Annotated in this window: 19 protein-coding genes; 13 read left to right on the top strand and 6 right to left on the bottom strand. The window is 64.8% G+C overall.

The annotated features are described in order from the left end of the window. Nucleotides 1-27: 27 nt before the first annotated feature. Nucleotides 28-894: an SDR family oxidoreductase gene (locus ACGFZ3_RS17065; protein WP_392923829.1), complete on the bottom strand. Its 867-nt coding sequence runs from the start codon at nucleotides 892-894 to the stop codon at nucleotides 28-30. Between the two features lie 209 nt (nucleotides 895-1,103). Between ACGFZ3_RS17065 and ACGFZ3_RS17060 the strand changes: the two genes are divergently transcribed. Further along, complete coding sequence (locus ACGFZ3_RS17060) at nucleotides 1,104-1,613, top strand: ferritin-like domain-containing protein (protein WP_392923826.1); 510 nt, start codon at nucleotides 1,104-1,106, stop codon at nucleotides 1,611-1,613. A gap of 31 nt (nucleotides 1,614-1,644) precedes the next feature. Here ACGFZ3_RS17060 and ACGFZ3_RS17055 read toward each other — a convergent pair whose 3' ends face one another. After that, nucleotides 1,645-2,154, bottom strand: a complete 510-nt coding sequence (locus ACGFZ3_RS17055) for a hypothetical protein (RefSeq protein ID WP_392923823.1) — start codon at nucleotides 2,152-2,154, stop codon at nucleotides 1,645-1,647. Between the two features lie 236 nt (nucleotides 2,155-2,390). On the opposite strand from ACGFZ3_RS17055, the gene ACGFZ3_RS17050 reads away from it, so the two are divergent. From ACGFZ3_RS17050 to ACGFZ3_RS17035, 4 genes are all read left to right on the top strand, one after another. Further along, complete coding sequence (locus ACGFZ3_RS17050) at nucleotides 2,391-2,567, top strand: DUF3606 domain-containing protein (protein ID WP_392923821.1); 177 nt, start codon at nucleotides 2,391-2,393, stop codon at nucleotides 2,565-2,567. A 13-nt stretch (nucleotides 2,568-2,580) separates the two neighbouring features. Continuing rightward, nucleotides 2,581-5,154, top strand: coding sequence for a DNA ligase D (ligD, locus tag ACGFZ3_RS17045; RefSeq protein WP_392923818.1), 2,574 nt, complete (start codon nucleotides 2,581-2,583; stop codon nucleotides 5,152-5,154). 37 nt (nucleotides 5,155-5,191) lie between these two features. Beyond that, entirely contained in the window at nucleotides 5,192-6,001 is an 810-nt protein-coding gene (locus ACGFZ3_RS17040) for an OBAP family protein (RefSeq protein ID WP_392923815.1), read from the top strand. Nucleotides 6,002-6,168: 167 nt separating this feature from the next. Beyond that, nucleotides 6,169-6,807 (top strand): DUF6766 family protein, encoded by a 639-nt coding sequence (locus ACGFZ3_RS17035; protein WP_392923813.1) that lies wholly within the window; start codon nucleotides 6,169-6,171, stop codon nucleotides 6,805-6,807. Nucleotides 6,808-6,871: 64 nt separating this feature from the next. On the opposite strand, the gene ACGFZ3_RS17030 is transcribed toward ACGFZ3_RS17035, so the two are convergent. From ACGFZ3_RS17030 to ACGFZ3_RS17020, 3 genes are all read right to left on the bottom strand, one after another. After that, complete coding sequence (locus tag ACGFZ3_RS17030) at nucleotides 6,872-7,369, bottom strand: ferritin-like domain-containing protein (protein WP_392923810.1); 498 nt, start codon at nucleotides 7,367-7,369, stop codon at nucleotides 6,872-6,874. A 101-nt stretch (nucleotides 7,370-7,470) separates the two neighbouring features. Continuing rightward, on the bottom strand, nucleotides 7,471-7,722 hold the full coding sequence (locus ACGFZ3_RS17025; protein WP_392923807.1) for a hypothetical protein: 252 nt from the start codon (nucleotides 7,720-7,722) through the stop codon (nucleotides 7,471-7,473). After that, nucleotides 7,719-16,430 (bottom strand): GH36-type glycosyl hydrolase domain-containing protein, encoded by an 8,712-nt coding sequence (locus tag ACGFZ3_RS17020; protein ID WP_392923804.1) that lies wholly within the window; start codon nucleotides 16,428-16,430, stop codon nucleotides 7,719-7,721. Before ACGFZ3_RS17020 ends, ACGFZ3_RS17025 begins: the two co-directional genes overlap by 4 nt. A 233-nt stretch (nucleotides 16,431-16,663) precedes the next feature. On the opposite strand from ACGFZ3_RS17020, the gene ACGFZ3_RS17015 reads away from it, so the two are divergent. The 8 genes from ACGFZ3_RS17015 to ACGFZ3_RS16980 all read left to right on the top strand — a co-directional run bounded on the left by ACGFZ3_RS17015 (nucleotide 16,664) and on the right by ACGFZ3_RS16980 (nucleotide 21,600). Next, on the top strand, nucleotides 16,664-17,065 hold the full coding sequence (locus ACGFZ3_RS17015) for a cupin domain-containing protein (RefSeq protein WP_392923801.1): 402 nt from the start codon (nucleotides 16,664-16,666) through the stop codon (nucleotides 17,063-17,065). Between the two features lie 30 nt (nucleotides 17,066-17,095). After that, nucleotides 17,096-17,485 (top strand): hypothetical protein, encoded by a 390-nt coding sequence (locus ACGFZ3_RS17010; RefSeq protein WP_392923798.1) that lies wholly within the window; start codon nucleotides 17,096-17,098, stop codon nucleotides 17,483-17,485. Continuing rightward, nucleotides 17,482-18,159 carry a hypothetical protein gene (locus ACGFZ3_RS17005; RefSeq protein ID WP_392923795.1) on the top strand — a complete coding sequence of 226 codons (678 nt, stop codon included), beginning with the start codon at nucleotides 17,482-17,484 and terminating at the stop codon, nucleotides 18,157-18,159. Before ACGFZ3_RS17010 ends, ACGFZ3_RS17005 begins: the two co-directional genes overlap by 4 nt. Nucleotides 18,160-18,362: 203 nt before the next feature. Then, on the top strand, nucleotides 18,363-18,635 hold the full coding sequence (locus ACGFZ3_RS17000; protein WP_210132571.1) for a hypothetical protein: 273 nt from the start codon (nucleotides 18,363-18,365) through the stop codon (nucleotides 18,633-18,635). Between the two features lie 152 nt (nucleotides 18,636-18,787). Next, nucleotides 18,788-19,489 (top strand): hypothetical protein, encoded by a 702-nt coding sequence (locus ACGFZ3_RS16995; protein WP_392924253.1) that lies wholly within the window; start codon nucleotides 18,788-18,790, stop codon nucleotides 19,487-19,489. Nucleotides 19,490-19,584: 95 nt separating this feature from the next. After that, the gene (locus tag ACGFZ3_RS16990) at nucleotides 19,585-20,241 is read left to right on the top strand and encodes a hypothetical protein (RefSeq protein ID WP_392923792.1); all 657 of its coding nucleotides are present in this window, start codon (nucleotides 19,585-19,587) and stop codon (nucleotides 20,239-20,241) included. Continuing rightward, complete coding sequence (locus ACGFZ3_RS16985; protein ID WP_392923789.1) at nucleotides 20,238-20,573, top strand: transcriptional regulator; 336 nt, start codon at nucleotides 20,238-20,240, stop codon at nucleotides 20,571-20,573. The genes ACGFZ3_RS16990 and ACGFZ3_RS16985 overlap by 4 nt, the downstream gene beginning before the upstream one ends. Nucleotides 20,574-20,592: 19 nt before the next feature. Continuing rightward, nucleotides 20,593-21,600: a peptidoglycan DD-metalloendopeptidase family protein gene (locus ACGFZ3_RS16980; protein ID WP_392923786.1), complete on the top strand. Its 1,008-nt coding sequence runs from the start codon at nucleotides 20,593-20,595 to the stop codon at nucleotides 21,598-21,600. Nucleotides 21,601-21,616: 16 nt separating this feature from the next. Here the strand turns inward: ACGFZ3_RS16980 and ACGFZ3_RS16975 are convergent, their stop codons facing one another. Continuing rightward, a complete protein-coding gene (locus ACGFZ3_RS16975) occupies nucleotides 21,617-22,678 on the bottom strand; it encodes a LacI family DNA-binding transcriptional regulator (RefSeq protein ID WP_392923783.1) in 1,062 nt (353 codons plus the stop codon). Nucleotides 22,679-22,776: the final 98 nt, after the last annotated feature.

Genomic DNA, 22,776 nt, shown 5'->3' with positions numbered 1-22,776 from the left:
ATACGGGTCATTTGGTCGGCCAGGAGATCAGAGGGTGACGGCGCCGCCGGAGATGGTGAGCAGCGCTCCGGAGGTGTAGCTGGCGCTGTCGGCCGCGAGCATCACGTACGCAGAGGCCAGCTCGGCCGGCTGGCCGGGACGACCAAAGGGCGTCTGGCTGCCGAAGTGCTCGACTTCTTCCGCAGCCATCCCGGCTGGAATGAAAGGCGTCCAGATCGGGCCGGGTAACACCGCGTTGACACGAATTCCTTTCTCGGCAAGAAGACCGGCCAGACCGATGGTCAGGTTGGCGAGCGCGCCCTTGGTGGCCGAATAGGGAAGGATGTTGGGCGTGGGCTTCTTGGAGTTGACCGACGCGGTATTGATCACCGAACCTCCATCCTCCAGATGTGGCACGCACAGGCGGGTGAGATTGAACACGGCATGCACGTTCGTCTCGAATGTTCTGCGCCAGTCCTCCAGGGTGATGTCGTCGAATGACTCGTAATAGCGCTGGTACGCAGCGTTGTTCACCAGGATGTCCAAGCCGCCGAGTTCGGCCGTGACCTGCTTGATGAGCGCCGCAGCCTGCGCGTCGTCGCTTATGTCGCAGGGGCACAGGACGGCTTTCTGGCCCGCCGCTTCTATCAGGGCGCCAATGCGGGCGGCATCCTTCTCCTCCCCCTCAAGGAACGCAATCGCTACGTCCGCCCCCTCGCGGGCGTAGGCGATGGCCACTGCGGCACCGATGCCACTGTCGCCGCCGGTGATCAGAGCTTTCTTTCCCCTGAGAAGGCCGTGGCCAACGTAGCTGTCCTCACCATGGTCCGGCCGAGGATCAAGCTTGTCAGTCTTCCCAGGAAAGGACTGCTGCTGGGCTTTGAAGGGCGGTTTTGGATAGTTGGGCACGGGCATGGGCTGAGCCTCCAGGGGGTTGAAGAACGGCCAGTGTGCGGTCGGGATGGTAAACGTCGCGGCCCAGCGGTGTAGATGTGATGTGCAGGCTCAGGGGCATGCTGCAGATGTGGAGCGGTCCTGTTCGCCCATTCTTCACTGGAGCATCGCTTAGCGGCAATGCCTCGATCGCTAGAGTGTCTTTCCTCCAACCGAAAGAGTAGAAACCGATGGCCGAAATCAAAGAAAACCTGATGGACTGGCTGCGTGACGCACACGCGATGGAACAGCAAGCGGAAACCATGCTCAAGGGGCAAGCGTCCCGCATCGAGCACTATCCTGTTCTGAAGGCCCGCATCGAAGAGCACATTCAGGAAACGATCGGCCAGCGCGAGCTGCTGGAAGGCTGCATCAAACGGCTGGGCGGTTCGCCCTCCACCATCAAGGACGTCATGGGCAAGATGGCTGCATTCGGCCAGGCGGTTGGTGGGATGACTGCATCTGACGAGATTGTCAAAGGGGCAATGGCCGGTTACGTGTTCGAACATTTTGAAATCGCGTCTTACACCGCCCTCATCGCTGCAGCAAAGACAGCGGGTGACGCCGAAACCGCGCGGGTTTGCGAGGAGATTCTGGTGCAGGAAGAGGCAATGGCGGAATGGCTGGCCGCTCACCTCCCGGAAATCACAGAAGAGTTCATGGTTCGCGACGCCACGCCAGGTGTCGAGGCCAAGAAGTAAGTCCTGAAATCAACCGTCCCATCGGAGCGTGCTATGCCCTCCGATGGGTCTGACGGTTCTTGTAAGTCCAGCAACGCCAGAACTCGTGGACAGCCGGCACGCCGGTCAGGAACAGGGTCGGCAGAAAGGCGAACAGCCACAGAGCCAGCGGTCTGGGGTGCAGCATGAATGGGGAGCCATAAGCCTCGCTGGGCATCGACCAGTAAATGGCCCCTGCCGCTATCCACGGGGCGATATCCAGAATGCTGTGGACGTGCTGCTCCAGAGGCTGGATGGCGCGCTTGGGATATGCAACGCGCGTATCCCAGTAGCCTGTCACTGCGTGCAGGGTCACCAGCGCAAGGAGCAAGGCGAAAACAGCCGGCGAAGCTTGAAAGCTGAGCCACAGCGTTGCCGCCAACCCGAGGATGGCGATCTGGACCAGATGCAGTCTGGACTCCCGCAGGCCTGAAGTGGATTCGATGCTGCTGGCTCGATGGAGCGAGAAATCCAAGGCTCCGGCGATTAACCAGACCAGATACAGGATATGCCAGATCAACATGTTCCATCATGATGAGGGGCGCCAGGAAACAGCACTTGAATGGGGTCTGACGTTCATGGTCAATCTGATGCCGACCGCAGGTCGATCAACTGGCAGGGTAGGCCACAGCACTGCAAGGTGGTGTGTTCGTCTCAGTGTCGAGATTTGACGGGTCATTGACGCAGTCCTGACGCGGCGTGCCCTCGCCGCGGCGGATAGTCCGCGGACGAAACCCATTCCTGACACGAGAATTCACCATGACCGATGACAAGAAGAACTCCGGTAGCCCGGACCGGGACCGCATCAACGTCAACGAAGATTACGAGCTCCGGTATTGGACCAAGGCCTTGGGCGTCAGCGCCGAAGAGCTCCGAGCGGCGGTCAAAGCCGTTGGCCCAACAGCAGCGGCCGTGCGTGACCACCTTGGCAAGTAGCACGGAGTAGGGCATGTCCCTCACCGAGTACCGCCGCAAGCGGAGCTTCGACAAGACCAAAGAGCCAGAGCCAGGGAAGACGCTGCCATCCGGGCAACGGGCGATCTTCGTGGTGCAGCTTCACCACGCCAGCCGCCGGCATTACGACTTCCGGCTTCAGGTGGGTGACGCGCTCAAGAGCTGGGCCGTTCCCAAGGGACCGAGCTATGACCCGAAGGTCAAGCGCATGGCGGTGGAGGTAGAGGACCATCCCGTGGATTACGCAGGCTTCGAAGGTGAGATTCCGAAGGGGCAATACGGCGGCGGCCATGTCGCCCAGTTTGATCACGGTGTGTGGGCCACCTCGGGTGATCCGGAAGCCCAGCTGGCTAAGGGGCATCTACGGTTCGAGTTGTTCGGCACCAAGCTCAAAGGCGGTTGGCACTTGGTCCGCTCGGGCAAGCCAGCCAGGCAGCCGCAATGGCTCCTGTTCAAAGAGGACGATGCCTTCGCGAGCGATGTGGAGGCGGATGACCTGCTGGGTGACGTCACCGCACCGCCTCCGGAAGATCTGAAGCGGGCAGGGGCCGGCAAGGCCCAAAAGAAAAAGCTCACAGCCGTCGCATTGCCAAAGATGGGCGGTCGCAAGAATTGGGCGAAGAAGGCCGCCGGGCTGACCAAGGCCAGGAAGGCCATGCCGCCAGACGGGCCCTTCGAACCGCAGCTGGCCAAGCTCGGTGAGTCCCCACCCCAAGGTGAGCACTGGGTGCATGAGATCAAGTGGGATGGCTACCGCATACTGACCACCATTGCCGACGGCCAAGTGCGCCTCTGGTCACGCAATGGGTTGGAATGGACCGAAAAGATTCCCGAAATCAGAGATGCCGTTGCAGCCCTTGGGCTGAAGTCGGGGGCGCTGGACGGGGAGCTCATCGCCGGCAACGGCACGAAAGAGGACTTCAACCTCCTCCAGGCCACTTTGTCCGGAGAACGGCAGGGCACGTTGGCGTATGCCTTGTTCGATCTGCTGCACATTGATGGAATAGACGTAGCCGATGCACCCCTTCTGGAGCGTAAGGAACTCCTCCAGGAGCTGTTGGAGGGGAACCCCGGGCACCTGGCTTACAGCTCCCACATCGAGGGCGATGGGGAATCGGCCTTCCAGCTTGCCGGCGAGCGCCACTTTGAAGGCATCATCTCAAAGCGTGCGGACCGGGCCTACCACGGCGGCCGCAGCGAGGATTGGAAGAAGACCAAGCAGCTGGCCAGCGATGAATTTGCAGTGGTGGGTTATACCGCTCCCAAGGGTAGCCGCTCGGGCTTTGGGTCGCTGCTCTTGGCCAAGCCTGACCCGAAGCACGGGTGGCTCTATGTCGGCAGGGTAGGTTCGGGCTTTTCCGACATACTGCTTAAAGAGATAGGCCAGCTGATAGGCCGAGCCGGAGGAAAGACGCCTACCGCCTATGTTCCGACCAAGGACACCGACCTCCGCTCGGCCACGTGGTTTGAACCGAGATTCGTGGTGGAGGTTTTCTATCGCGGCATTGGCGGGCAGCAACTGCTCCGGCAATCCTCACTCAAGGCGATCCGGCGGGACAAGGACGTGGCCGACCTGGCCGACTCGGACAGGGCGGCCCCGGTCGAAAAGCCCGTCGATGCCATGGAGCCTGCAAGCGCTGGCAGGCGGCTCAAGACGGCCTTACTGCCAGGCAGTGCCCCGGCAGTGGCAGAGGGCCGCACGCCCCCCGCGCTGTCCAGTCCGACCAAGGTCATCTTTCCTGACATCAAGGCCACCAAGCAGGACGTGTGGGATTACTACACCGCCGTGATGGACCGCCTGTTGCCCGAGGTCATTGGTCGCCCCTTGTCGATCATCCGGTGCCCGAGCGGCACCGCCAAGCCGTGTTTCTTCCAGAAGCACCATACGGCAGGCCTGGAGCTGGTGGATTCGGTTCGGTTGAAAGAAGACAGCGGCATCAACGCCCACTATCTGGTGGTCCGGGATGCAGCCAGCCTGCTTGAGCTGGTTCAGTTCAATGCACTGGAGTTCCATCCATGGGGCAGTCACGCAGAAGCGCCGGACAGGGCCGACCGCGTGGTCTTTGACCTGGATCCCGGCCCGGACGTGCCGTTCTCCGACGTCAAGAAGGCGGCCTTGGATATCCGCAAGCTGCTCGAACAGCTGGAACTGGAGTCGTTCCTGCGGGTGTCGGGAGGGAAGGGGTTGCATGTGGTGGTGCCGTTGAACCCGGGTTGCGATTGGGACCTGACCAAGCGGTTCGCCAAGGGGTTTGCCGACGCGTTGGCACAGTCAGAGCCCACCCGGTTCCTGGCCACGTCGACCAAGAGCATGCGGAACAAGCGCATCTTCGTGGACTACCTGCGTAACGGCCGCGGGGCGACCGCAGTCGCGTCCTACTCCCTGCGGGGTCGGCCGGGCGCCCCGGTGGCGATGCCCATCGCCTGGAGTGAGCTGTCGAAGCTGAGCCGAGCCGATGCCTTCACCATGAAGGACGTGCCGGCGAAACTGGCGCGACGCAGGAAAGATCCTTGGGCGGACATCGACACGATCCAGCAGAACCTGGCCCGCTGGGCGCAGGACGATTGATCCTGCCTGCCCTGCAACCTATCTGGAGTGAACCGCCATGCATCGATCCATCCTGTCCGCCGCAGCCGCGCTCGCTCTGACCGCCTGTGGAGGCGGAAACACCGAGTCCAGCGTGCAAGCCCCCGGAGCCGACGAAACGGCGAAGACCAAGGCGCTGGAGACCGGCGCGGCGGTGCTGCAGGACCGGCCGCCCATCGAGGCCATCAACGCCTACCTGGACGGCTTCCATTTCTACAACGGCAAGATGGACGTGCAGATGGAAGCGCACCACTACTGCTCGATCCTCAATGAGGATGTCATCCAATGCACCATCTACGATGGGAATGTCAAAGACGCCAAACTGATGGGCGTGGAATACATCATCAGTGAAACGTTGTTTGCCGGGCTCCCTGAGCAGGAGAAGGCCCTGTGGCACAGCCACGTCCAGGAAGTGAAATCGGGCCAGCTGACGGCGCCCGGGATTCCTGAGGTTGCCGAGCATGAGCTGATGGAAAAGCTTGTCCGTACGTACGGGAAAACCTGGCATACCTGGCACACCGACCTGGACAAGGACCTTCCGCGCGGCATGCCCCAGTTGATGATGGGCTTCACGGCCGATGGCCAGGCCGACTCGGCGATGGTGGCCGCTCGCGACGCGCGGCTTGGTGTCAGCAGCGATGACAAGCGAAAGCGCCGCGCCGACATAGCGACGCCCACGATCGACCCGGGCGCAGACGCTTGGCAGAAGGGCACCGTAATTCAGATCGAAGACGCCAGCGGGGCGCAAGCCTATGACACGGAAAGCAGGGTACGTAGGCCTTCCAGGCCCGATGTGAACGCGAAATCGAATGGCTCAAGCAGCCAGTGACCACCTCACGGTCCATGCATGGCGTTTACACCAAGTTGATGAAGCAGGCCGGGCGGGGCCTCCCTGAAGAGGTCAACGCCACGCTCACGCGGCCCGCACGAGGCTGATCCTATCGTCACTGGCACCCCTTGCACTCAGGGGCCGACGAAGGAAGTGGGCGAGCGGACATGTGGAAAAAGAATGGCCTTTCGATAGTCTTGTTCCTGCTGCTGATTGGGTCTTTGCTCGGGCAGGTGTGGAGCGGGTTTCTCACGCACAACGAAGAACTGCGTGAGGCACATCGACCGCTGCTGGATCTCTGGAGTTATCTGCACAGTGGACACTTCGTCAGCGCGACGTTTGAGAATTGGGAGAGCGAGTTTCTGCAGATGGGGATGTATGTACTTCTGACCGTATCGCTCAGGCAGAAGGGATCTGCCGAGTCTCGCCCGCTGTCTGAGAGTGAGGAGCATGAGCGCGTCGAAGACGGCCCAACCCCGTGGCCTGTCCGCAAGGGTGGCATCTGGAAAATGCTGTATGGGCATTCCCTGGCCATCGCGTTCACGCTGCTGTTCGTCGTGAGCTTCTGCCTGCATCTGGCGGGCAGCTGGCGAAGTGAGGTTGACGAGAGCGTGTCTAAGGGCCTTCCCGCGCCCACTGCATTGGAGCACCTCTTCAGCAGCAGCTTCTGGTTTGAATCCTTCCAGAACTGGCAAAGCGAGTTCCTGGCCGTACTGGCCTTGGTGGTGCTGACCATCTTCCTTCGCCAGAAGGATTCGCCGCAATCCAAACCCTTGGCAGCCCCGCACAGTCAAACCGGAGATTGAAGGCTGGACTTGTTTATGGAAAGGGAGCGGCACACGGTGCCGCTCCTTGGTTGCAGCTGACGGATCAGGCAGCCTTCACGGCCTTGGCGTTGCCCCCGGCCTTGGCGATCATCGTCAGCTTCTCGTCGGTTGCCTTCTCCTCTTCGAGGGTCTCCAGCAGCAACGGGAGGGCATCCTTGTAGCCAAGCTGCTTGGCAAGCGCGGCGATCGTGCCGTAGGACGCGATCTCGTAGTGCTCCACCTTCTGTGCGCCGCCAATCAGGGCCGCATCGCGCACAGGGCCTTCCTCGATGCTGTCGATGGCCTCCTTGCCTTCCTCGACCAGGCCCTCCATGGCGGCGCACTTGATGCGCTTGAGCCGGATGCCGAGCAATTCCACGACCTTATCGATGCGCTCGATCTGGCCCTGGGTTTCCTCCAAGTGGGTTTCGAACGCCGCCGCCAGGTCCGGATTGGTCGCGGCACGGGCCAGGCGCGGCAATGCCTTGGTGAGCTGCTTTTCGGCGCTGTAGATGTCCGACAGCTCGTGGATGAACAGGTCTTCTGCAGTCTTGATCGCCATTCTGGTTCTCCGGGTAGTGCCAAGTGGAGCACCAAACCTAGGCCCCTTGCCGTGAGTGCCGCGCGCAGGGCCGTGAAGTGTTCTACACAGTGGTCGGCGCGTCACTTTTCAGGCGACGGGCTGTCGCCCCGTTCATGCCACGACGGAAGTTCCAGCGCGTGGCCCTTGAGGATGGCTGTGATGCGCGCGTGCACGTATCTCCTCTCGTGGTCGTTGCACTGATCCAGAATCTCCGCAGCCAGCAGCTCGAACTGCGGCCAGAACTGCGCCGGATGGCGCATGTGCGCCAACCAGTGCGCCAGCATCTCATCCAGCGCGTCCAGCCGTGCCTGTATGTCGGGACGGACGATCATCCCGGCGGTGCCTCAAGGTCAAGCGCCACACGGTAGTGGTGACCATCATCGCGGAGCTGGACGGTCAGGTCCGGCTGCAGCACGTCATCCACATGCAGGGTGGGCTGTCCCCGCGCAGTTCGGGTCACCACGAACTCGTAGCGGCTGCGGCCGAACCGGTAGCTCAGTTCGAACGATGGCCAGTGATCGGGCAGGCAGGGGGCGAGCGACAGCCGATCGCCATGGCGGCGGATACCGAGCAGGGATTCGACCAGCAGGCGATACATCCACCCGGCCGAACCTGTGTACCAGGTCCAACCGCCTCGGCCCACGTGTGGGGATACAGCGTACACATCGGCCGCCAATACATACGGTTCAACGCGGTATGTCTGGACTGCCTCCGCATCCAGCGCGTGGTTCAGGGGGTTGATCATGCCAGCCAGCTCCCAGGCGCGCGTGGCGTCGCCTTGGTGCGCAAATGCCATCGCGGCCCACACGGCCGCGTGGGTGTATTGCCCACCATTCTCGCGCACGCCCGGTACGTAACCCCGAATGTAACCCGGGTCTTCCGAGGTCTTGTCGAAGGGTGGATCGAGCAGCTGGATCAACTTGGCGTCTTTTCGCACCAGATGCGTGTAGAGCGAATCCAGCGCCTGCCGGGCGCGCTCCGGCGCGGCAACGCCGGAAAGCACCGACCAGCTCTGCGAGATCGAATCGATGCGGCATTCCTCGCTCTGTTTCGATCCCAACGGGGTGCCGTTGTCGAACCACGCGCGGCGATACCATTCCCCATCCCAGGCATGCTGTTCGAGGTTCTGGCGCAGGGTGTCGGCCTGCTCCTGGCACCAGTGCGCGCGGTGTTCATCGCCACGCGCATTGGCCAGCGCGATGAAGCGCCGCAGCGTGTCATGCAGGAAGAAGCCCAGCCACACGCTTTCACCGCGCTGCTGGTCGCCGACGCGGTTCATCCCGTCGTTCCAGTCGCCGCTGCCCATCAATGGAATGCCGCGTTCGCCGAGCAACCGGCAGCCGCGCTCGAGCGCGAGCACGCAGTGCGCATACAGCGTCCCGCGCAGCGCCGACGGGGTCGGCATGTCGTAGTAGCTTTCCTCCTCCAACGTCACCGCGCGCCCTTCGATGAAGCCGACCATTTCGTCCAGCACGGTGGCGTCGCCGGTGACCTCCAGGTAGCGGCAGGCGCCCTGAGGCAGCCAGAGATAATCGTCCGAGCAGCGGGTGCGCACGCCGCGACCCTGCGGCGGGTGCCACCAGTGCATGACATCTCCCTCGGCGAACTGGTGGGCAGCGCACAGCAGCAGGTGTTCGCGGGCCAGGTCCGGGCGGGCGTGGATGAGCGCGAGCACATCCTGCAGCTGGTCGCGGAAACCAAACGCGCCGCCGGACTGGTAGTAGCCACTGCGCGCCAGGTAGCGGCTGCCCAGGGTCTGGTAGACCAGCCAGCCATTGGCCAGCGCGTCCAGCGCCGGATCGGGGGTGCGCACCTGCACGCTGGCCAGCACATGGCGCCAATGAATGCGTACAGCGTCCAGCGCATCGTTGGCTTCGTGGGCGCCCTGGCGGCCACGTACGAGCGCGAGGGTTTCGTCGCGGTCGCGACCCGCGCCAAGGCGGAACGTGGTTTCACTGCGCTCGCCCGGCGCCAGCTCCAGCGGCACCTGCAGCGCCGCGCACGGGTCCAGGCCCGCGCCGGAACGCCCACCCAGGCGTTCGCGACGCAATGCCGCCGGTGCATGCAGGCCGCCGTTGCGGCCGATGAACTCCAGGCGGTCGCAGGTCCACCCGCTGCCTTCGGCATCGGTATCGAAGAACGCCATGCGGCCGCCGAATTCGGTGTTGTAGGTGTTGCGCGCCAGCAGCGCGCCGGTCTGCGGGTCGCGCTCGGTGACCACGTGCATGCGTGACTTCGCGCGCAGGTCACCCATCACCCATTCCACGTAACCAATGGCCGACAGCCGCCGTGGCCGGCCGGACAGGTTGTGCAACCGCAGGACCGAGTACTTCAGCGGCGCTGCGACGGCGACGAACACCCACAGCTCGCTGACGATGCCGTCCTCGACGTGTTCGTACACCGTGTAGCCGAATCCGTGACGCGTGCGGTACGCACCTGTACCCCGACGCGGCAGCGGCATCGGCGACCAGACCCGGCCGGTATCCTCGTCGCGCACGTAGAAGGCTTCGCCGCCGGTGTCGGACACCGGGTCATTGAGCCAGGGCGTCAAGCGGAATTCGTGCGCGTTCTCGAACCAGGTGTAGCCGGGCGCACTTTCGCTGACCACCGTGCCCAGGCGGGCATTGGCGATCACGTTGGCCCAAGGCGCCGGTGTCGGGGCACCTTCGCGCAGCACCACCACGTATTCGCGGCCGTCGTCGCTGAAGCTACCGGTACCGTTATCGAACTGACCGGCGCCACGGTAGGGCAGGAACGGCCACGGGTCGTCCACGTCTTCGTCGTGTGCGGGCGCCGGGGGCAGGCCGGGCTCAACGCTCGGGTCGGCGATGATGGGCAGCCCTGGCGTTTCCTCCATCGAGAGTTCCAGTTCTTCCTGCACCGCCTGCGGTACCAAGGCCGGAATCCGTTTCGCGGGGGAGGCTTGGCGACCCACCTGCGCAACCAGCGTGCCGTCTTCGTCGCTGATCACCGCGCGTGCCACCGCCTGCAGCAGGATGCGGTCCTCGTGGGTCATGTTCTGCACCGGCCGCACGAAGATGCCGCCGGGGCGGTCGAGCAGGCCCGTTTCCGAGCTGGCGGCCACCATCCCCAGGATCTGGTCCTGCAGCTCCTGCCGGTAGCCGGCCTTGCTGTCGTTCCAGATCACCAGGTCGGTGTTGAGGCCCTTCTGGCGCCAATAGGCATGCGCCTGCACCAGCTGCCGGACCAGCTCCACGTTCTCGGCGTCGGTGACCTTGAGCAGCACGATGGGCAGATCCCCCGAGATGGCATGGCCCCACAACCCGGATTGTCCGCGCTGGTTCTGCTGGAGGACGCTGGCGCCCGCCCGCAGCAGCGGGTTGGCATACAGCACGTGGCTGGCCAGACGCTCATAGAGCTGCGCCTCGGCCTGGGTGGCGTTGATCTGCCGGCGTACCACCTGGCTGTGGGTCCAGGCCAGGTCGAACACGCGGTCGGCCAGGCGGCGGTCACGGTATTTGTCCAGCAGCGCCTCGCAACCGGGGCGGTCGGCGCCGATGCCGTAGACCATGTCCAGCTGCACGGTCTGCTCGGGTTCCAGTACCACCCGCACGCGGATGGCCACGATCGGGTCGAGCACCGAGCCGTCGCTGCCGGAGAGGTCGGTGTCGGCGGTCAATGCCTGCGGGGTGCGCGGCGTGTTGCCACGGCCAAGGAAGCGCGCCCGGTCGGTTTCGTACGAAATCGCCGCCACCTCGGCGTCATGCACCGCCACCAGATGGAACATCCACGGCGGTACTTCGTCATGCGAACGCGGCCGGCGCGTGCACAGCACGGCCTGCTTGGCGGCCACGATCTCGCTCTGCACGAACAGGTTGCTGAAAGCCGGATGCGCATCGTCAGCGGCCGCCGGTGCCAGCACCACTTCGGCATAGGTGGTGATTTCCACAGTACGCGCGCGACGGCTGCGGTTGGTCAGGCGCAGGCGCCGAAGTTCGATGTCGTCCTCGGCGGAGATGGCCACCTGCAGGTGGCTCTCGCAGCCATGCAGGGCGCCACGGAACTCGGCCTTGGCGTCGGTGAAGATGGCCTCGTAGTTGTCCATCGGCACGCAGGTGGGCTGGTAGGCGGCCGACCAGAAGTCGCCGCTGTCCACGTCGCGCAGGTAGCAGAAGGTGCCCCAGGCATCGGTGGTGCCGTCCTCGCGCCAGCGCGTGAGCGACAGGTCGCCGTGGCGGCTGTAGCCACCGCCGGCATGGGTGAGCATGCCGTGGTAGCGGCCGTTGGAGAGCAGCTGCACTTCCGGGCGCGGGCCACCGGGCTTGCGCAGCACGCGCAGTGAGGTCTCGTCCTGCGCCGTGGCGGCGTGCTCGCCCAGCGATTCGACTTCATGCGGGTGGAACACGCCGACGCGCGGAATGCGCTCCTGCAGCAGCAACAGGGTGGCCTGGAACTCGACATCGGCAACGAAGCGGCGCTGCATCGGCTGGTCGCGCAACAGGTAATCCAGCGACAGCAGGCCCATGCCCTGGTGGTGGGCCATGAACGAACGCAGCAGAACGTGGTCGTGCCCCGGCGGCACGCGGGCGGGGGTGTAGTCGATCGCTTCGTACATACCGAAGCGCCCGGCGAAGCCCAAGCCTTCCAGCGCCTGCAGATTCTGGCAGGCCGCTTCCGGCGCCACCATCAGCGCCATCATGCTGGCGTAGGGCGCGATGACCCGGTCCTGGCCCAGGCCGCGCTTGAGCCCCAACCCCGGCACGCCGAACGCGCGGTACTGGTAGTTCAGGCGCGCATCGACGGCGTTGTAGCCGGACTCGGACACGCCCCACGGCAGGTTCAGGCTGCGGCCGTAGACGATCTGAGCTTCCACCGCATGCCGCGCGGTCTGGTCGAGCAGGGTGTCCGGATAGCTGGGCATCACCAACTGCGGCATGAGGTACTCGAACATCGAGCCACTCCACGACAGCAGCGTCGGGGTGCCGTTGACTTCGGTCAGCAGGCGGCCAAGGGCGAACCAGCTCTCCTGCGTCAGCTCGCCCTGGGCGATGGCCACGAAGGCGCACAACCGCGCTTCGGAGGCGAGCAGGTCGTAGAAGCTGTTGTCGAGGCGGTGGTCGTCCACGTTGTAGCCGATGGAGAGCAGGTTGCGGGAGCGGTAGAACAGGAACCCGTATTCCATCAGCGAGAACTGCCCGGCGCGGTGTGCCAGGTCCTCCAGCTGCGCGATGCGCGTGCGTGCGTCGGCACCGGCGGTACCGGGCAGGGCGGCCAGCTGGCGCAGGGTGGGTACCGGCGCATCGGCATCCGCACTGGCATCGACCGGGATATCGGCGAGTGCCGCACATGCAGCGTGACATTCGGCAGCGAAAAGGGCCGGCCAGTGCAGGTCGCCGTCCTCGGGCGAGGGCGGCGCCGGCCACTGCGCCAGCACGGCGTCGGCCAGGCTGGCCAGCTCCTGCAAACGGGCCAGCGCTTCGGCGGCACCGCGCGGGAGGTCCGCCCGCGTTGCCACCAGGCGCTGGCGAAGGTGGTTGAGGGCTTCGCCCAATGGCGCGTCGCCGGGGCGAAGGCGCTGCCGTTCCTCGTCCAGCACGCCGAGGGTATCGGCCAGGCCATCGAAGGTGTGCGGCGCCAGCACCGGCGCGTCCACCAGTGCCAGCAGGCCTTGCCGCAGCGTAAGCAGGTGGCCGGCAAGGTTGCCGCTGTCCACGGTAGAGACGTAGCGCGGCGGCAGCGGCGCCAGGGTTTCGGTGTCGTACCAGTTCAGGAAGTGGCCGCGGTGGCGCGGCAGCTGGTCCAGCGTGCCGAACGCGAGCGCGGTGCGTTCCGCGACCGCACCCTGCTGCAGATAGCCGAAATCCCACGCAGACAGATTGGCCAACAGGGACAGGCCGATGTTGGTCGGCGAGGTGCGCCGCGCCACCACCAGCGCCGGATGCTCCTGGATGTTGTCCGGCGGCAGCCAATGATCCTGCTCGCGCACCCAAGCCTGGAAGAACGACCAGGTGCGCCGTGCCAGCCGGCCAAGGAACGCCCGCTGCGTGACCGACAGTTCGGCAACGATCTCGGCCGGCGGCCGGCCCAGCCACGCCATCAACCCAGGCGCGAAGGTACACGCCAGCAGGAAGGGCAGCGCGAGCGGCAGCGCCTGCGGGCGCAGGGCAGCCACCACCGCCACCAGCGCGAGCGCCAGCAGCGACCCTGGTGCCATCACCCGCCATTCCGCGCCGCGATCGCCGCCCAGGCGGCGCTCGACTTCGCTGGAGGGGTTCCACTGCAGCAGGTGGCGGCGCGTGATGGCCATGCGCCACAACGTGCGCAGCACCGCGCCGCCGGCCAGCAGTGCTTCGTAGGGCAGGCAGGCAATCTGCGTGGCGGCGCGCAGCAACGACTGCAACGTACCGCGTCCAACCTTGATGTAATGCGCTTCCAGCGGGGTGTCGTCCGGCACGCTCAGGGCATCGCGCAGCATGCCGATCAGCGGTGGCGCGAACCACAGCGCCAGTACCCATGCAGTCCATGCAGCCGGGTTGTCGGCGTACAGCCAACCCGCCACCAGCAGGACCAGCGCCGCGATCGGCACAAGACTCCGGCGCAGGTTGTCCAGCAGCTTGCCACGCGACAGCAGGCTGAGCCGGTTGCGTTCCCAGCCTGATCCCGCGCGCGGGGTCCACGGCATCAGCCAGGGCAACAGCTGCCAGTCGCCACGGATCCAGCGCGCGCGGCGCTTGGCGTCGGCGGCATAGCGTTCGGGGTAGTCCTCGTACAGGCGCACATCGCTGACCAGGCCCGCGCGGGCATAGCAGCCTTCCAGCAGGTCGTGGCTCAGGATGCGGTTCTCGGGCAGGCGGCCCTCAAGCGCATGTTCGAAGGCTTCCACGTCATAGATGCCCTTGCCCACGAACGAGCCTTCGTCGAACAGGTCCTGGTAGACGTCCGAGACCATGCGCGTGTACGGATCGATGCCGGGTTCGCTGCCGAACATCCGGGCAAAGCGCGAGGTGCGGCGCCTGCCCAGGCTGGTGCCCACGCTGGGCTGCAGGATGCCGTAGCCCTCCACCACACGCTGCAGCGCGGGATCGAAGCGCGGCCGGTTGAGCGGGTGGGCCAGGGTGGCGACGAACGCACGTGCCGCATCGCGCGGCAGCTGCGTGTCCGAATCCAGGGTGATGACATAGCGCACACCGAGCAGGACCGCCGCGTCGCCGACGATGCGCATGAACGCGCTTCCATCGCCATGGCGGAGCAGGGCATTGAGCGCGGCCAGCTTGCCGCGCTTGCGCTCGTGCCCCATCCACACCCCTTCACTGGGGTTCCACTGCCTGGGGCGATGCAGCAGGTAGAAGCGGTCGCCGCGCTCGGACGCGTACCGCTGGTTCAATCCCTCGATGCGCTGCGCGGCGTGCGCAAGCAGGGCGTCGTCGGTCGGCAACTGCGCTTCTGCGGCGTCAAGGAAGTCGGTCAGCAGCACGAAGCGCAGCTGGGGATCGCGGTTGGCCAGGAAGCGGACCTCCAGCGCTTCGACCAGGACATCGATGCCGTCGATACTGGACAGCATCGACGGTACCGCTACCACGGTGGCGCAGGCCTCAGGAATGCCTTCACTGAAATCCAGCTTGGGCAGCGGCTTGGGGGCGACCAGCACGGTCGCAGTCCAGTTGACCAGCACGATGCCCAGCTCACTGAACACCAGCAGCCCGAGCAGGGCAGCCAGCCAGGTGGGAACCTCGCCACTGCCGGTGGCCAGCAGGCCCCAGGTGGCCAGCACCGCCAGCAGGGTGATCGGCAGCAGGTACAGCGCAAGCGGCACGCGATGCGCCAGTCCCCGTGCCTTGCGGTGGCGTGGCGCGGCGTCAGCCACCGCGTCAACGGTGGTATGCAGGCCTTCGCCGACCAGCCAGTAGCCGACATGCGTGCGTGGTCCGTCGGGCGGGGTAGCGGCGCGCGCCAGGTCCAGCGCAATGGTGGCAACGCGTTCCTCGGCGATGCGGCTGCCCCGGGCGATCTTCTCCACTACGTGGCGATAGGCGTCTCGGGTACCAAAGTCCATCTGCGGATAGACGGCCATCGGGTCTTCGCGCAACCGCTGCTCGACCACACTCATGTCTTCGACAAAGGTGCGCCAATCCATGGTGGAGAGAAAACGCAGGCTGCCGATGCTGTTGCTGATGGACACCTGGTCGGACGCCTGCTGCTGCCCCTCGGCGGCAACCAGCTCCTCGATGCGCTGCCCGGACGCTGCTGCCCACTGTTCCAGCCAGGCGATGGGCATGGCCCATGCGCCACCACGGCCCTGCAATGAACGGGTCAGTTCGGCGATGAATGCGCCGGTCAATGGCGGCTCGGAGCGGGCCATGTCGGCCACCACGAGCACCACATCGGTAGGCGTATCGGACGCCGCGCGATTAAGGTTGTCCGCCCATTGCGAGGCCAGGCGCCGGTCTTCCCCATCGCGCATCACCCGCGCGGCCATCCGCCGCAGGTTTTCGAGCAGCGCCAGGCGCAGCATGATCGGAACCGCCCACAGCTCGCCCAAGCTCAGCGGCGCCAGCGACTGATAGGAGGCGATGAAGCGGCCCAGCGTATCGCCGTCAATACGGCCGTCGCCGTGCGCGATGGCCTGCATCGACAGTTCATATACGCGCGGCAGCCCGGCCGAGGGGCCGGTGGCAAGCGAAGGCAGCTGCCGGCTGTAGCCACGCGGCAGGTGGCGCCGCGCGGTCTGGATCTGTTCTTCGACCAGGTAGTAGTTGTCGAGCAGCCATTCACCCGCCGGGGTGACCGGGCGCTGTTCGCGCACCACGGTGCTGAGCAGGGTGTTGGCGTCCTGCAGGACGCGTTCGTTGGCCTGCAGGCGCTCGAGCAGGCGTTCCGGGCTGGGCCGCATGCGCACGCGGTGCTGGCGCGCAAGCGCGCGGCCGTAGACCTCCATCTGTTCAACGCTGTACAGCGCAGCCCGCAGCGGGCCCTCTGTGGCCTCGATGGCCGGGGCCGAGGCCTGCCGCTCACGCCAGCGCCAACGAACGAGCCGCCGCAGGCGAAGCCAACGGCCGAATAGACGACGAAGGTGGGGCATAGGGTACCGGGGGGGAGGCTGGTTGCGCCTTGCATCCTTGCATTTGGGGGGCCGAGGACGCTGTGAAGGTCAGATATACCTCCTTGAATCCGTCATCTGCCACTCCCGCACTGTCCAATCATTCCCCTGTGTGTAGATTCCCGTGATCTCTCAGGTCCCCTGCGGGCACCAGGGAGGGGGCGTAGAGTGCCCCCGTGAAGAAGACACGTACTCTCGGACGAGGAAGGTGCTGGATGAAACGCGATTTCCCATCGACCGAAGCATACGCTTCCGAAAGGGCGCACTTTGACGCACTGGGCGTTGTGGACATCCAGGCGCTGCAGCGCGAGGTGACGGCGCCCTACCGCAACCAGGTCCTGCTGGATTTCAATGGAAACTGCATGAGGATGGCCGTTTTCGAGGGTGAGTACCGGTGGCACATGCATCCGTCGAGTGACGAGATCTTCGTGGTGGTGGAAGGTGAGCTGCATATTGAATTCGAGGCTGCGGCTGAGCGCGTGCTGCGTCCTTGGCAGGCCATCACCGTGCCCGCTGGAACCGTACATCGCACGCGTGCGGTGGGGCGGACAGTCAACCTCACATTTGAGCAACAGGGAGCGGAGACCGTATTTGTCGAGCCACCTGCTGGCCTCTGAGCGGAACTACTGCTGTTCCGCGCGAATCCATTGGCAGAACACTTCGACATCAGGACGCTTCCCCGGCCATGGCCGGCAGATCATCCAGAAGGCATGGGAGTTGGGCACTTCTTTCTTGAACGGCTTGAACAAGCGGCCCTGCCGAAGGTCCTCCGCTACGTCAATGGCGCCCGTTTCGGCTGGCGCGAACCGGTCATCGGGCAGCCGGGCGTGCTCACGCCCGAGCAGGCGGTGGCCGCTGCGGTTATCCTCGGCGCTCGGGTGCTGGTGCCGATTCACTACGGCATCAGCGGAATGGATAAGTATGTCGAAGTGGATGATCCGCTGGGCAGGGCTCGCCGGGCCGCACGTGAGCGGGATGTCCCTTGGCAGATCATGGAACCGGGCACGTGGCTGCAGTGGCCGGAAGGAAGCCTATGAAAACGCTGGACTGCATCATCTTGGCCGTATCGTCCCTCGCCCTGCATGCACACGCGGCGGAGCAGGCCAGCCCCAAGCGCCCCTCCGTCGAGCAGCTGCAGAAGGTCATCGTCAGCAGGGCGCCACAGACCCGTGTGGAAGCACCGGACAGCGAGCGCATCACCGCACGCCGCATCGACATCGTCGACGAGAACGGCGTGATCCGCATGACCCTTTCGGGCCAGACACCGGCGCCGATCATCGATGGCATCCAGTACAAGCGCGCCTTCAATGTGGCTGGCATGGTGCTGTACGACGACAAGGGCAGTGAGCGCGGCGGCTTCGGTACCGCGGACGTGGATGGGGGCATGGCCGTGCTCGCACTGGACCACCCTGCCATGGATGCCATCGGCTGGCGCGTCTCGCCGGATGGCGAGGTGCGGTTTTCGATCAACCAGGCGCCGCCGTTGATTCGCGAGCCCCGCCTGGACAATCGGTTGATTCCCGGCGTGCAGACGCCCACGCGGATCCAGATGGCGGTGGGTGCCGACGGCACGCCGGCCATCGCACTGAACGACAAGCAGGACCGTGCCAGGCTGCGCTTGACCATCACCCCGGAGGGCTACGGCGCCATCGAGTTCCTGGATGCGCAGGGCAGGGTGATCCACACGCTGGCACCGGAAGCGACGAAGTAGTGATGCCATCCATCTTCATGAAGCATGCGCCACTCGATGCATTTCCGCTGCAGTCCCGGCCGGGTCGACTGGACCGGCGGCATCGCATTCAGCTACCTGTTTCGGACATTCAGCTTCTTCACAATCCATGTACGTAGTTCAGCGCAATTATTGGTCCGGCAGAGGGGGCGCTATTTAACCAAGACCCAAGAAGGAGTGCTGGAATGATCATGAACAAGAAGAGTGTGGTGTTGACGCGTACGCTGGGCGTGGCGCTCGTCGCCGCTTTGGGCCTTGGCGGTTGCGCCACCTATAAGGATGAGTTCGCGACGATCAACTCGCGCCTCGATTCGCTCGATACCAAGGTGAACAGCGCAGCGCAGAGCGCTGAATCGGCCAACCAGTCCGCGCAGCAGGCAAACCAGCGCCTGGATCAGATTGAAAGCCGTGTGCAGCGCCTGGAAACGGTCCCGCCGAAGCGTCAGCCGCGCGGCTGATCGCTCCGCCGCAGATGCAGTATCGAAGTTTGTAATCCAGGAGCCGGTGGCCTTAGATGGCCACCGGTTTCTTTGCTTTGCTCCATCGTAGCTCCAAGGAATCCCCCACCACCATGTATATGCACCCCGCTATCCGAGCCACGTGTGGCGCACTGGCGCTGACGCTGGCGTTCGCCGGCCCCGCTTTGGCTCGTGCACAGGACCCGGCCGAGCAGCAGTCCGCTGGACAGCCGGCATCGTCCAATGACCTGTTGCCGCCGGACCAGCCGGTATCCGACACGGTGCTTCAGCTTGCCGGGTGGGTCAAGGCAAGCAGGGACGCAGAAGGCTATCCGTTTGCGGTGATGGACAAGGCAGCGGCGCAGATCCTCGTGTTCGACGGTAGTGGCAAACTCATCGGCGCAGCGCCGGGCCTGTTTGGCTCTGCGGTGGGTGATCATTCCGCCCCGGGCATCGCGGGTCTCGCGCTCAAGGAAATACCGGGACGCGACCGCACCACGCCGGCTGGCCGCTTCATCGGCGGTTACGGCGAATCGCTCGACGCCGGGCGCGTGCTCTGGGTGGACTACGACACCGCGATTTCCATCCACCCCACCGCAACCGGCGTACCTGCCGAACGGCGCGTCGAGCGCCTGGCGTCGCCTTCACCGGACGACAATCGTGTGACCCACGGTTGTATCAACGTCAACCCGGATTTCTACGCGAAGATCATCAAGCCGACGTTCGAGAAAGGCGGCTTGTTCTACATCCTCCCGGACCAGCAGTCGCTTGCTGAGACGTTCCCTGACTTTGCGCGGAGCCAGGAGGCCACGGCGCAGAACGGCGAGGGTGGTGGCAAGGGCGCCGCCAGATAAGGGTTCAGGGGAAGTGTCAGAACACCCCGGCTGACGCTTGACGCAAACTGGTTTGCACTGCAAACTCACTCCAAGGCCACCGCTTGGAGTGCGTCATGCAATCCCCGACTGCCAGTGATTCCTACCGCCGTTTCCAGGAAATGACCCGCGAGTACTCACGGTTCTCGCGAAGCGCGGGCGGCATGTCCGCGATCGCCGGCGGCGTTGCCTGCCTGGCGTCCTTCCTTGCAGGCGCCCTGTTGCCCGCCACGATGGAGCTGCGTGCAGCGCTCATCGCCGTTCCCGTGCTGTGGCTCACAGGCAAGCAATGGCTGGTCCACCGCTACTACCAGCGTTTCGGACAGGTCGAGGAACAGGTCACCCCGGCCGAGCGCAACTTCCAGCGCGCTTTCATCGCGTTCACCGCCCTGATCAGCGCGCTGATTGTTGGCTTCGTGCTCACGCGGTTGCAGCCAGTCGGCAGCCTGCCGTGGGACCTGCGCGCGATTGGCTATCTGATGGTAGTCGCGGTGCTGCCGCTCATTGTCTGGCGGTGGTTGCGCACGCCGCTGGAGTTCATCGTCGGCGTGTTCCTGCTGTGCCAGGCCGCCGTGGCATTCACCGGCCAAACCTACGCGTTCGGCCCCACCACCGTGATGTTTCCGCTGGCTGCCATTGCGTTGGTGGTGGTGGGATGGCGCGACCACCAACGGTTCCTGCGCCTGCAGACGGAAATGCGCGCGTTCGTGGCCGCGCGCAAGCCGATCCCATGACCCAGCTTCCCGACCCCCGCAGCCTGTTGCAGCTGGATCGCCTGATCCACGAACCGGCGCGCCTGCTCATTCTGTCGATCCTGGCAGGCGCCGAATCGGCCGAATTCGCCTTCGTCGAACATCTCAGTGGCCTGAGCAAGGGCAACCTGTCCAGCCATCTGAGCAAGCTTGAAGCGGCCGGCCTGGTGGCCATCGATAAATCGTTCCGCGGCAAGCGCCCGTTGACCACCCTGCAGCTGACGCCTGCAGGCCGCCAAGGGCTGGCCGAGTACCGCACGCAGCTTGCGGCCGTCGTCGCAGGCATTCCTGATCCACACGGCACGGACTCCTGACATGACAGTGTTCGCGAAAATGATCGCAATCCTGGTGCTTTCGCTGTTGGTATCGAACGGCATTGCCGCCACCCAGGACCCGCGCCAACAGGGCGCCCGTCTGACCACGCAGTTCTATCAAGGCCACGCCGATGCGCTATGGGCGCGCATGACGCCGCTGATGCAGGCCGCATTCGGATCAAAACAGAGCCTGCTCACGGCAAAGGAGCAGATACTCGCTGCGTGGGGCGAGGAAACCGAGGTGATCAGCGAAACGGTCAGTGCCAGTGGCGGGAATGACATCTACCTGCGGCAGGCTCGATTCAAGAACAGCCCCGACATCATCGACGTCACCTGGACATTCGACGCACAGGGCAAGGTAGTGGGGTTCACTATCCGCCCACACCAGGTCGCGCCGCAGCCTGCGGCCAGCGAGCGTCTTGACTACAAGAACCGCACGCCGCTGCAGTTGCCATTCTCCGACGAGTTCTACGTGGTCTGGGGTGGTCGCAGCGTCGAGCAGAACTACCATGCAGCGCACGCAACCCAGCGTTTCGCCATGGACCTGCTGGTCATTCGCGAGGGCAGATCGCACCATGGCGAAGGCAAGCGCAATGAGGATTACTTCTGCTTCGGAAGACCCATCCTCGCGCCCGCAGACGGCACCGTGGTGGAGGTGATCGAAGGCGTGGCCGACAACGTGCCCGGTGAGATGAACCCGTCCCAGCCCACCGGCAACCGCGTCATCCTCGATCATGGCAACGACGAATACTCGGTCCTGGCCCACCTGCGCCAGGGCAGCGTACGGGTCACGAAAGGGCAGGTCGTGCGCACCGGCGCGCAGCTGGCAGACTGCGGCAACAGCGGAAACTCGTCCGAAGCCCACCTGCATTACCAGTTGCAGGCCGGGCCCGAGTTCGCCAACGCCACCGCATTGCCGGCGCAGTTCGCCAACTACCTGGCCGATGACAAGCCGGTCGCGCTGGGTGAACCGGTGAAAGGCCAGCGCATCCGCCAGGCCGTTGCCGCCGCTGCAGCCGGGCAGTAAGGCGTGAGGCGTGAGGCTAGGTAGCCTGCACCGGCCCTGATACGGAATCACGCGTGATCAGCTGATGTGCAAGCACCTGATTGACGATGGCGCGCGCCGAAGCGGGCGCGCGTCGGATCTCACGCAGCAGGATGTCGATGGCGGTGTCGGCCATGTCCGCCACCGGCTGATGGATGGTGGTCAGCTCCGGCCACACCATGGTCGACGCTGAGGTATCGTCGAAGCCCACCACCGAAAGATCACGCGGCACGTCCAGCCCGCGCCGATGTGCCACCGATACCACGGCCGATGCCATGTCATCGTTGCTGGCAAAGATCGCACTCGGCGGCTGGGGCAGGGCCAGCAGTTGCTCGGCCGCCTCCAGTCCGGATCGATACGTGAAGTACCCGGGCTGCACCAGCGCCTCGTCGTAGCCGATGTCGGCGTCTGCCAATGCATCCCGGTATCCCTGCCAGCGTTGCGCGCTGGCGGTCTGATTCGGATCACCGGTGATGTAGCCGATGCGCGTATGCCCGTGGGCAACCAGATGCGCCACCATCTCCCGGCTGGCGTGGCGGTCATCGATACGCACGCAGGACACCCTGTCGCTGAACTGGCTGGATGCGATGGAGACGACGGGAATCCCCGCGTTGACGAAAATGTCGACGATCGCCTTGGATTCGCACAGGGGCGGCGGAAGAATCACCCCGGCCACGCTGTCGCACAGTTGTCGTGCGGCCTCCCGCCGTGCATTGGCGCTCAGCCCATCCCAGGTGGAGATCGCCAACTGCGCCGCGGACCGGGTGGACCCGCGCAGCGCGCCCACCAGCAGCTCACGCAGGTAGCTGGAGCTGGGATTGGTGTAGATCAGCGCGATGCAGGTGTGCTGCGCGGCCGCCAGGGCGCTGGCGGCCAGGTTGGGGCGGTAGTCCAGTTCAATCACGCTGCGCATGACCCGTTCGCGGTTTTCCTCACGCACGCTGGAATGGCCATTGATTACGCGCGAAACCGTCATCGCCGATACGCCGGCATGCGCGGCGACCTCATCGATGGTGATGGCACTGCCTTTGCGACGCACCACTTTCTGGCTGTTTTTCAAGGAAGCGTTTCCTTTGCTGCGCTGCATGATGACAACCGTGTGACCGGGTGATTAGTCTGCGCCCTGACGCGATGGTAGCGCTACCACTCAGCCAGGGT

It is taken from the genome of Stenotrophomonas sp. NPDC047960 (genome assembly GCF_043204395.1).
In the GTDB taxonomy this organism is placed as follows: Bacteria; Pseudomonadota; Gammaproteobacteria; order Xanthomonadales; family Xanthomonadaceae; genus Stenotrophomonas.
The sequence above is the reverse complement of the archived record's forward strand: the minus strand, read 5'-3'. Positions and strand labels throughout refer to the sequence as shown.

What these genes read in the sequence shown, in the direction of transcription:
- ACGFZ3_RS16980 (WP_392923786.1), top strand. Translation starts at nt 20,593, where the DNA reads ATGATCGCAATCCTGGTGCTTTCGCTGTTGGTATCGAACGGCATTGCC.
- ACGFZ3_RS17060 (WP_392923826.1), top strand. Translation starts at nt 1,104, where the DNA reads ATGGCCGAAATCAAAGAAAACCTGATGGACTGGCTGCGTGACGCACAC.
- ACGFZ3_RS16985 (WP_392923789.1), top strand. Translation starts at nt 20,238, where the DNA reads ATGACCCAGCTTCCCGACCCCCGCAGCCTGTTGCAGCTGGATCGCCTG.
- ACGFZ3_RS17025 (WP_392923807.1), bottom strand. Translation starts at nt 7,722, where the DNA reads ATGATCGTCCGTCCCGACATACAGGCACGGCTGGACGCGCTGGATGAG.
- ACGFZ3_RS17000 (WP_210132571.1), top strand. Translation starts at nt 18,363, where the DNA reads ATGATCATGAACAAGAAGAGTGTGGTGTTGACGCGTACGCTGGGCGTG.
- ACGFZ3_RS17020 (WP_392923804.1), bottom strand. Translation starts at nt 16,430, where the DNA reads ATGCCCCACCTTCGTCGTCTATTCGGCCGTTGGCTTCGCCTGCGGCGG.
- ligD (WP_392923818.1), top strand. Translation starts at nt 2,581, where the DNA reads ATGTCCCTCACCGAGTACCGCCGCAAGCGGAGCTTCGACAAGACCAAA.
- ACGFZ3_RS17040 (WP_392923815.1), top strand. Translation starts at nt 5,192, where the DNA reads ATGCATCGATCCATCCTGTCCGCCGCAGCCGCGCTCGCTCTGACCGCC.
- ACGFZ3_RS17030 (WP_392923810.1), bottom strand. Translation starts at nt 7,369, where the DNA reads ATGGCGATCAAGACTGCAGAAGACCTGTTCATCCACGAGCTGTCGGAC.
- ACGFZ3_RS17050 (WP_392923821.1), top strand. Translation starts at nt 2,391, where the DNA reads ATGACCGATGACAAGAAGAACTCCGGTAGCCCGGACCGGGACCGCATC.
- ACGFZ3_RS17005 (WP_392923795.1), top strand. Translation starts at nt 17,482, where the DNA reads ATGAAAACGCTGGACTGCATCATCTTGGCCGTATCGTCCCTCGCCCTG.
- ACGFZ3_RS17015 (WP_392923801.1), top strand. Translation starts at nt 16,664, where the DNA reads ATGAAACGCGATTTCCCATCGACCGAAGCATACGCTTCCGAAAGGGCG.
- ACGFZ3_RS17055 (WP_392923823.1), bottom strand. Translation starts at nt 2,154, where the DNA reads ATGTTGATCTGGCATATCCTGTATCTGGTCTGGTTAATCGCCGGAGCC.
- ACGFZ3_RS17065 (WP_392923829.1), bottom strand. Translation starts at nt 894, where the DNA reads ATGCCCGTGCCCAACTATCCAAAACCGCCCTTCAAAGCCCAGCAGCAG.
- ACGFZ3_RS16990 (WP_392923792.1), top strand. Translation starts at nt 19,585, where the DNA reads ATGCAATCCCCGACTGCCAGTGATTCCTACCGCCGTTTCCAGGAAATG.
- ACGFZ3_RS17035 (WP_392923813.1), top strand. Translation starts at nt 6,169, where the DNA reads ATGTGGAAAAAGAATGGCCTTTCGATAGTCTTGTTCCTGCTGCTGATT.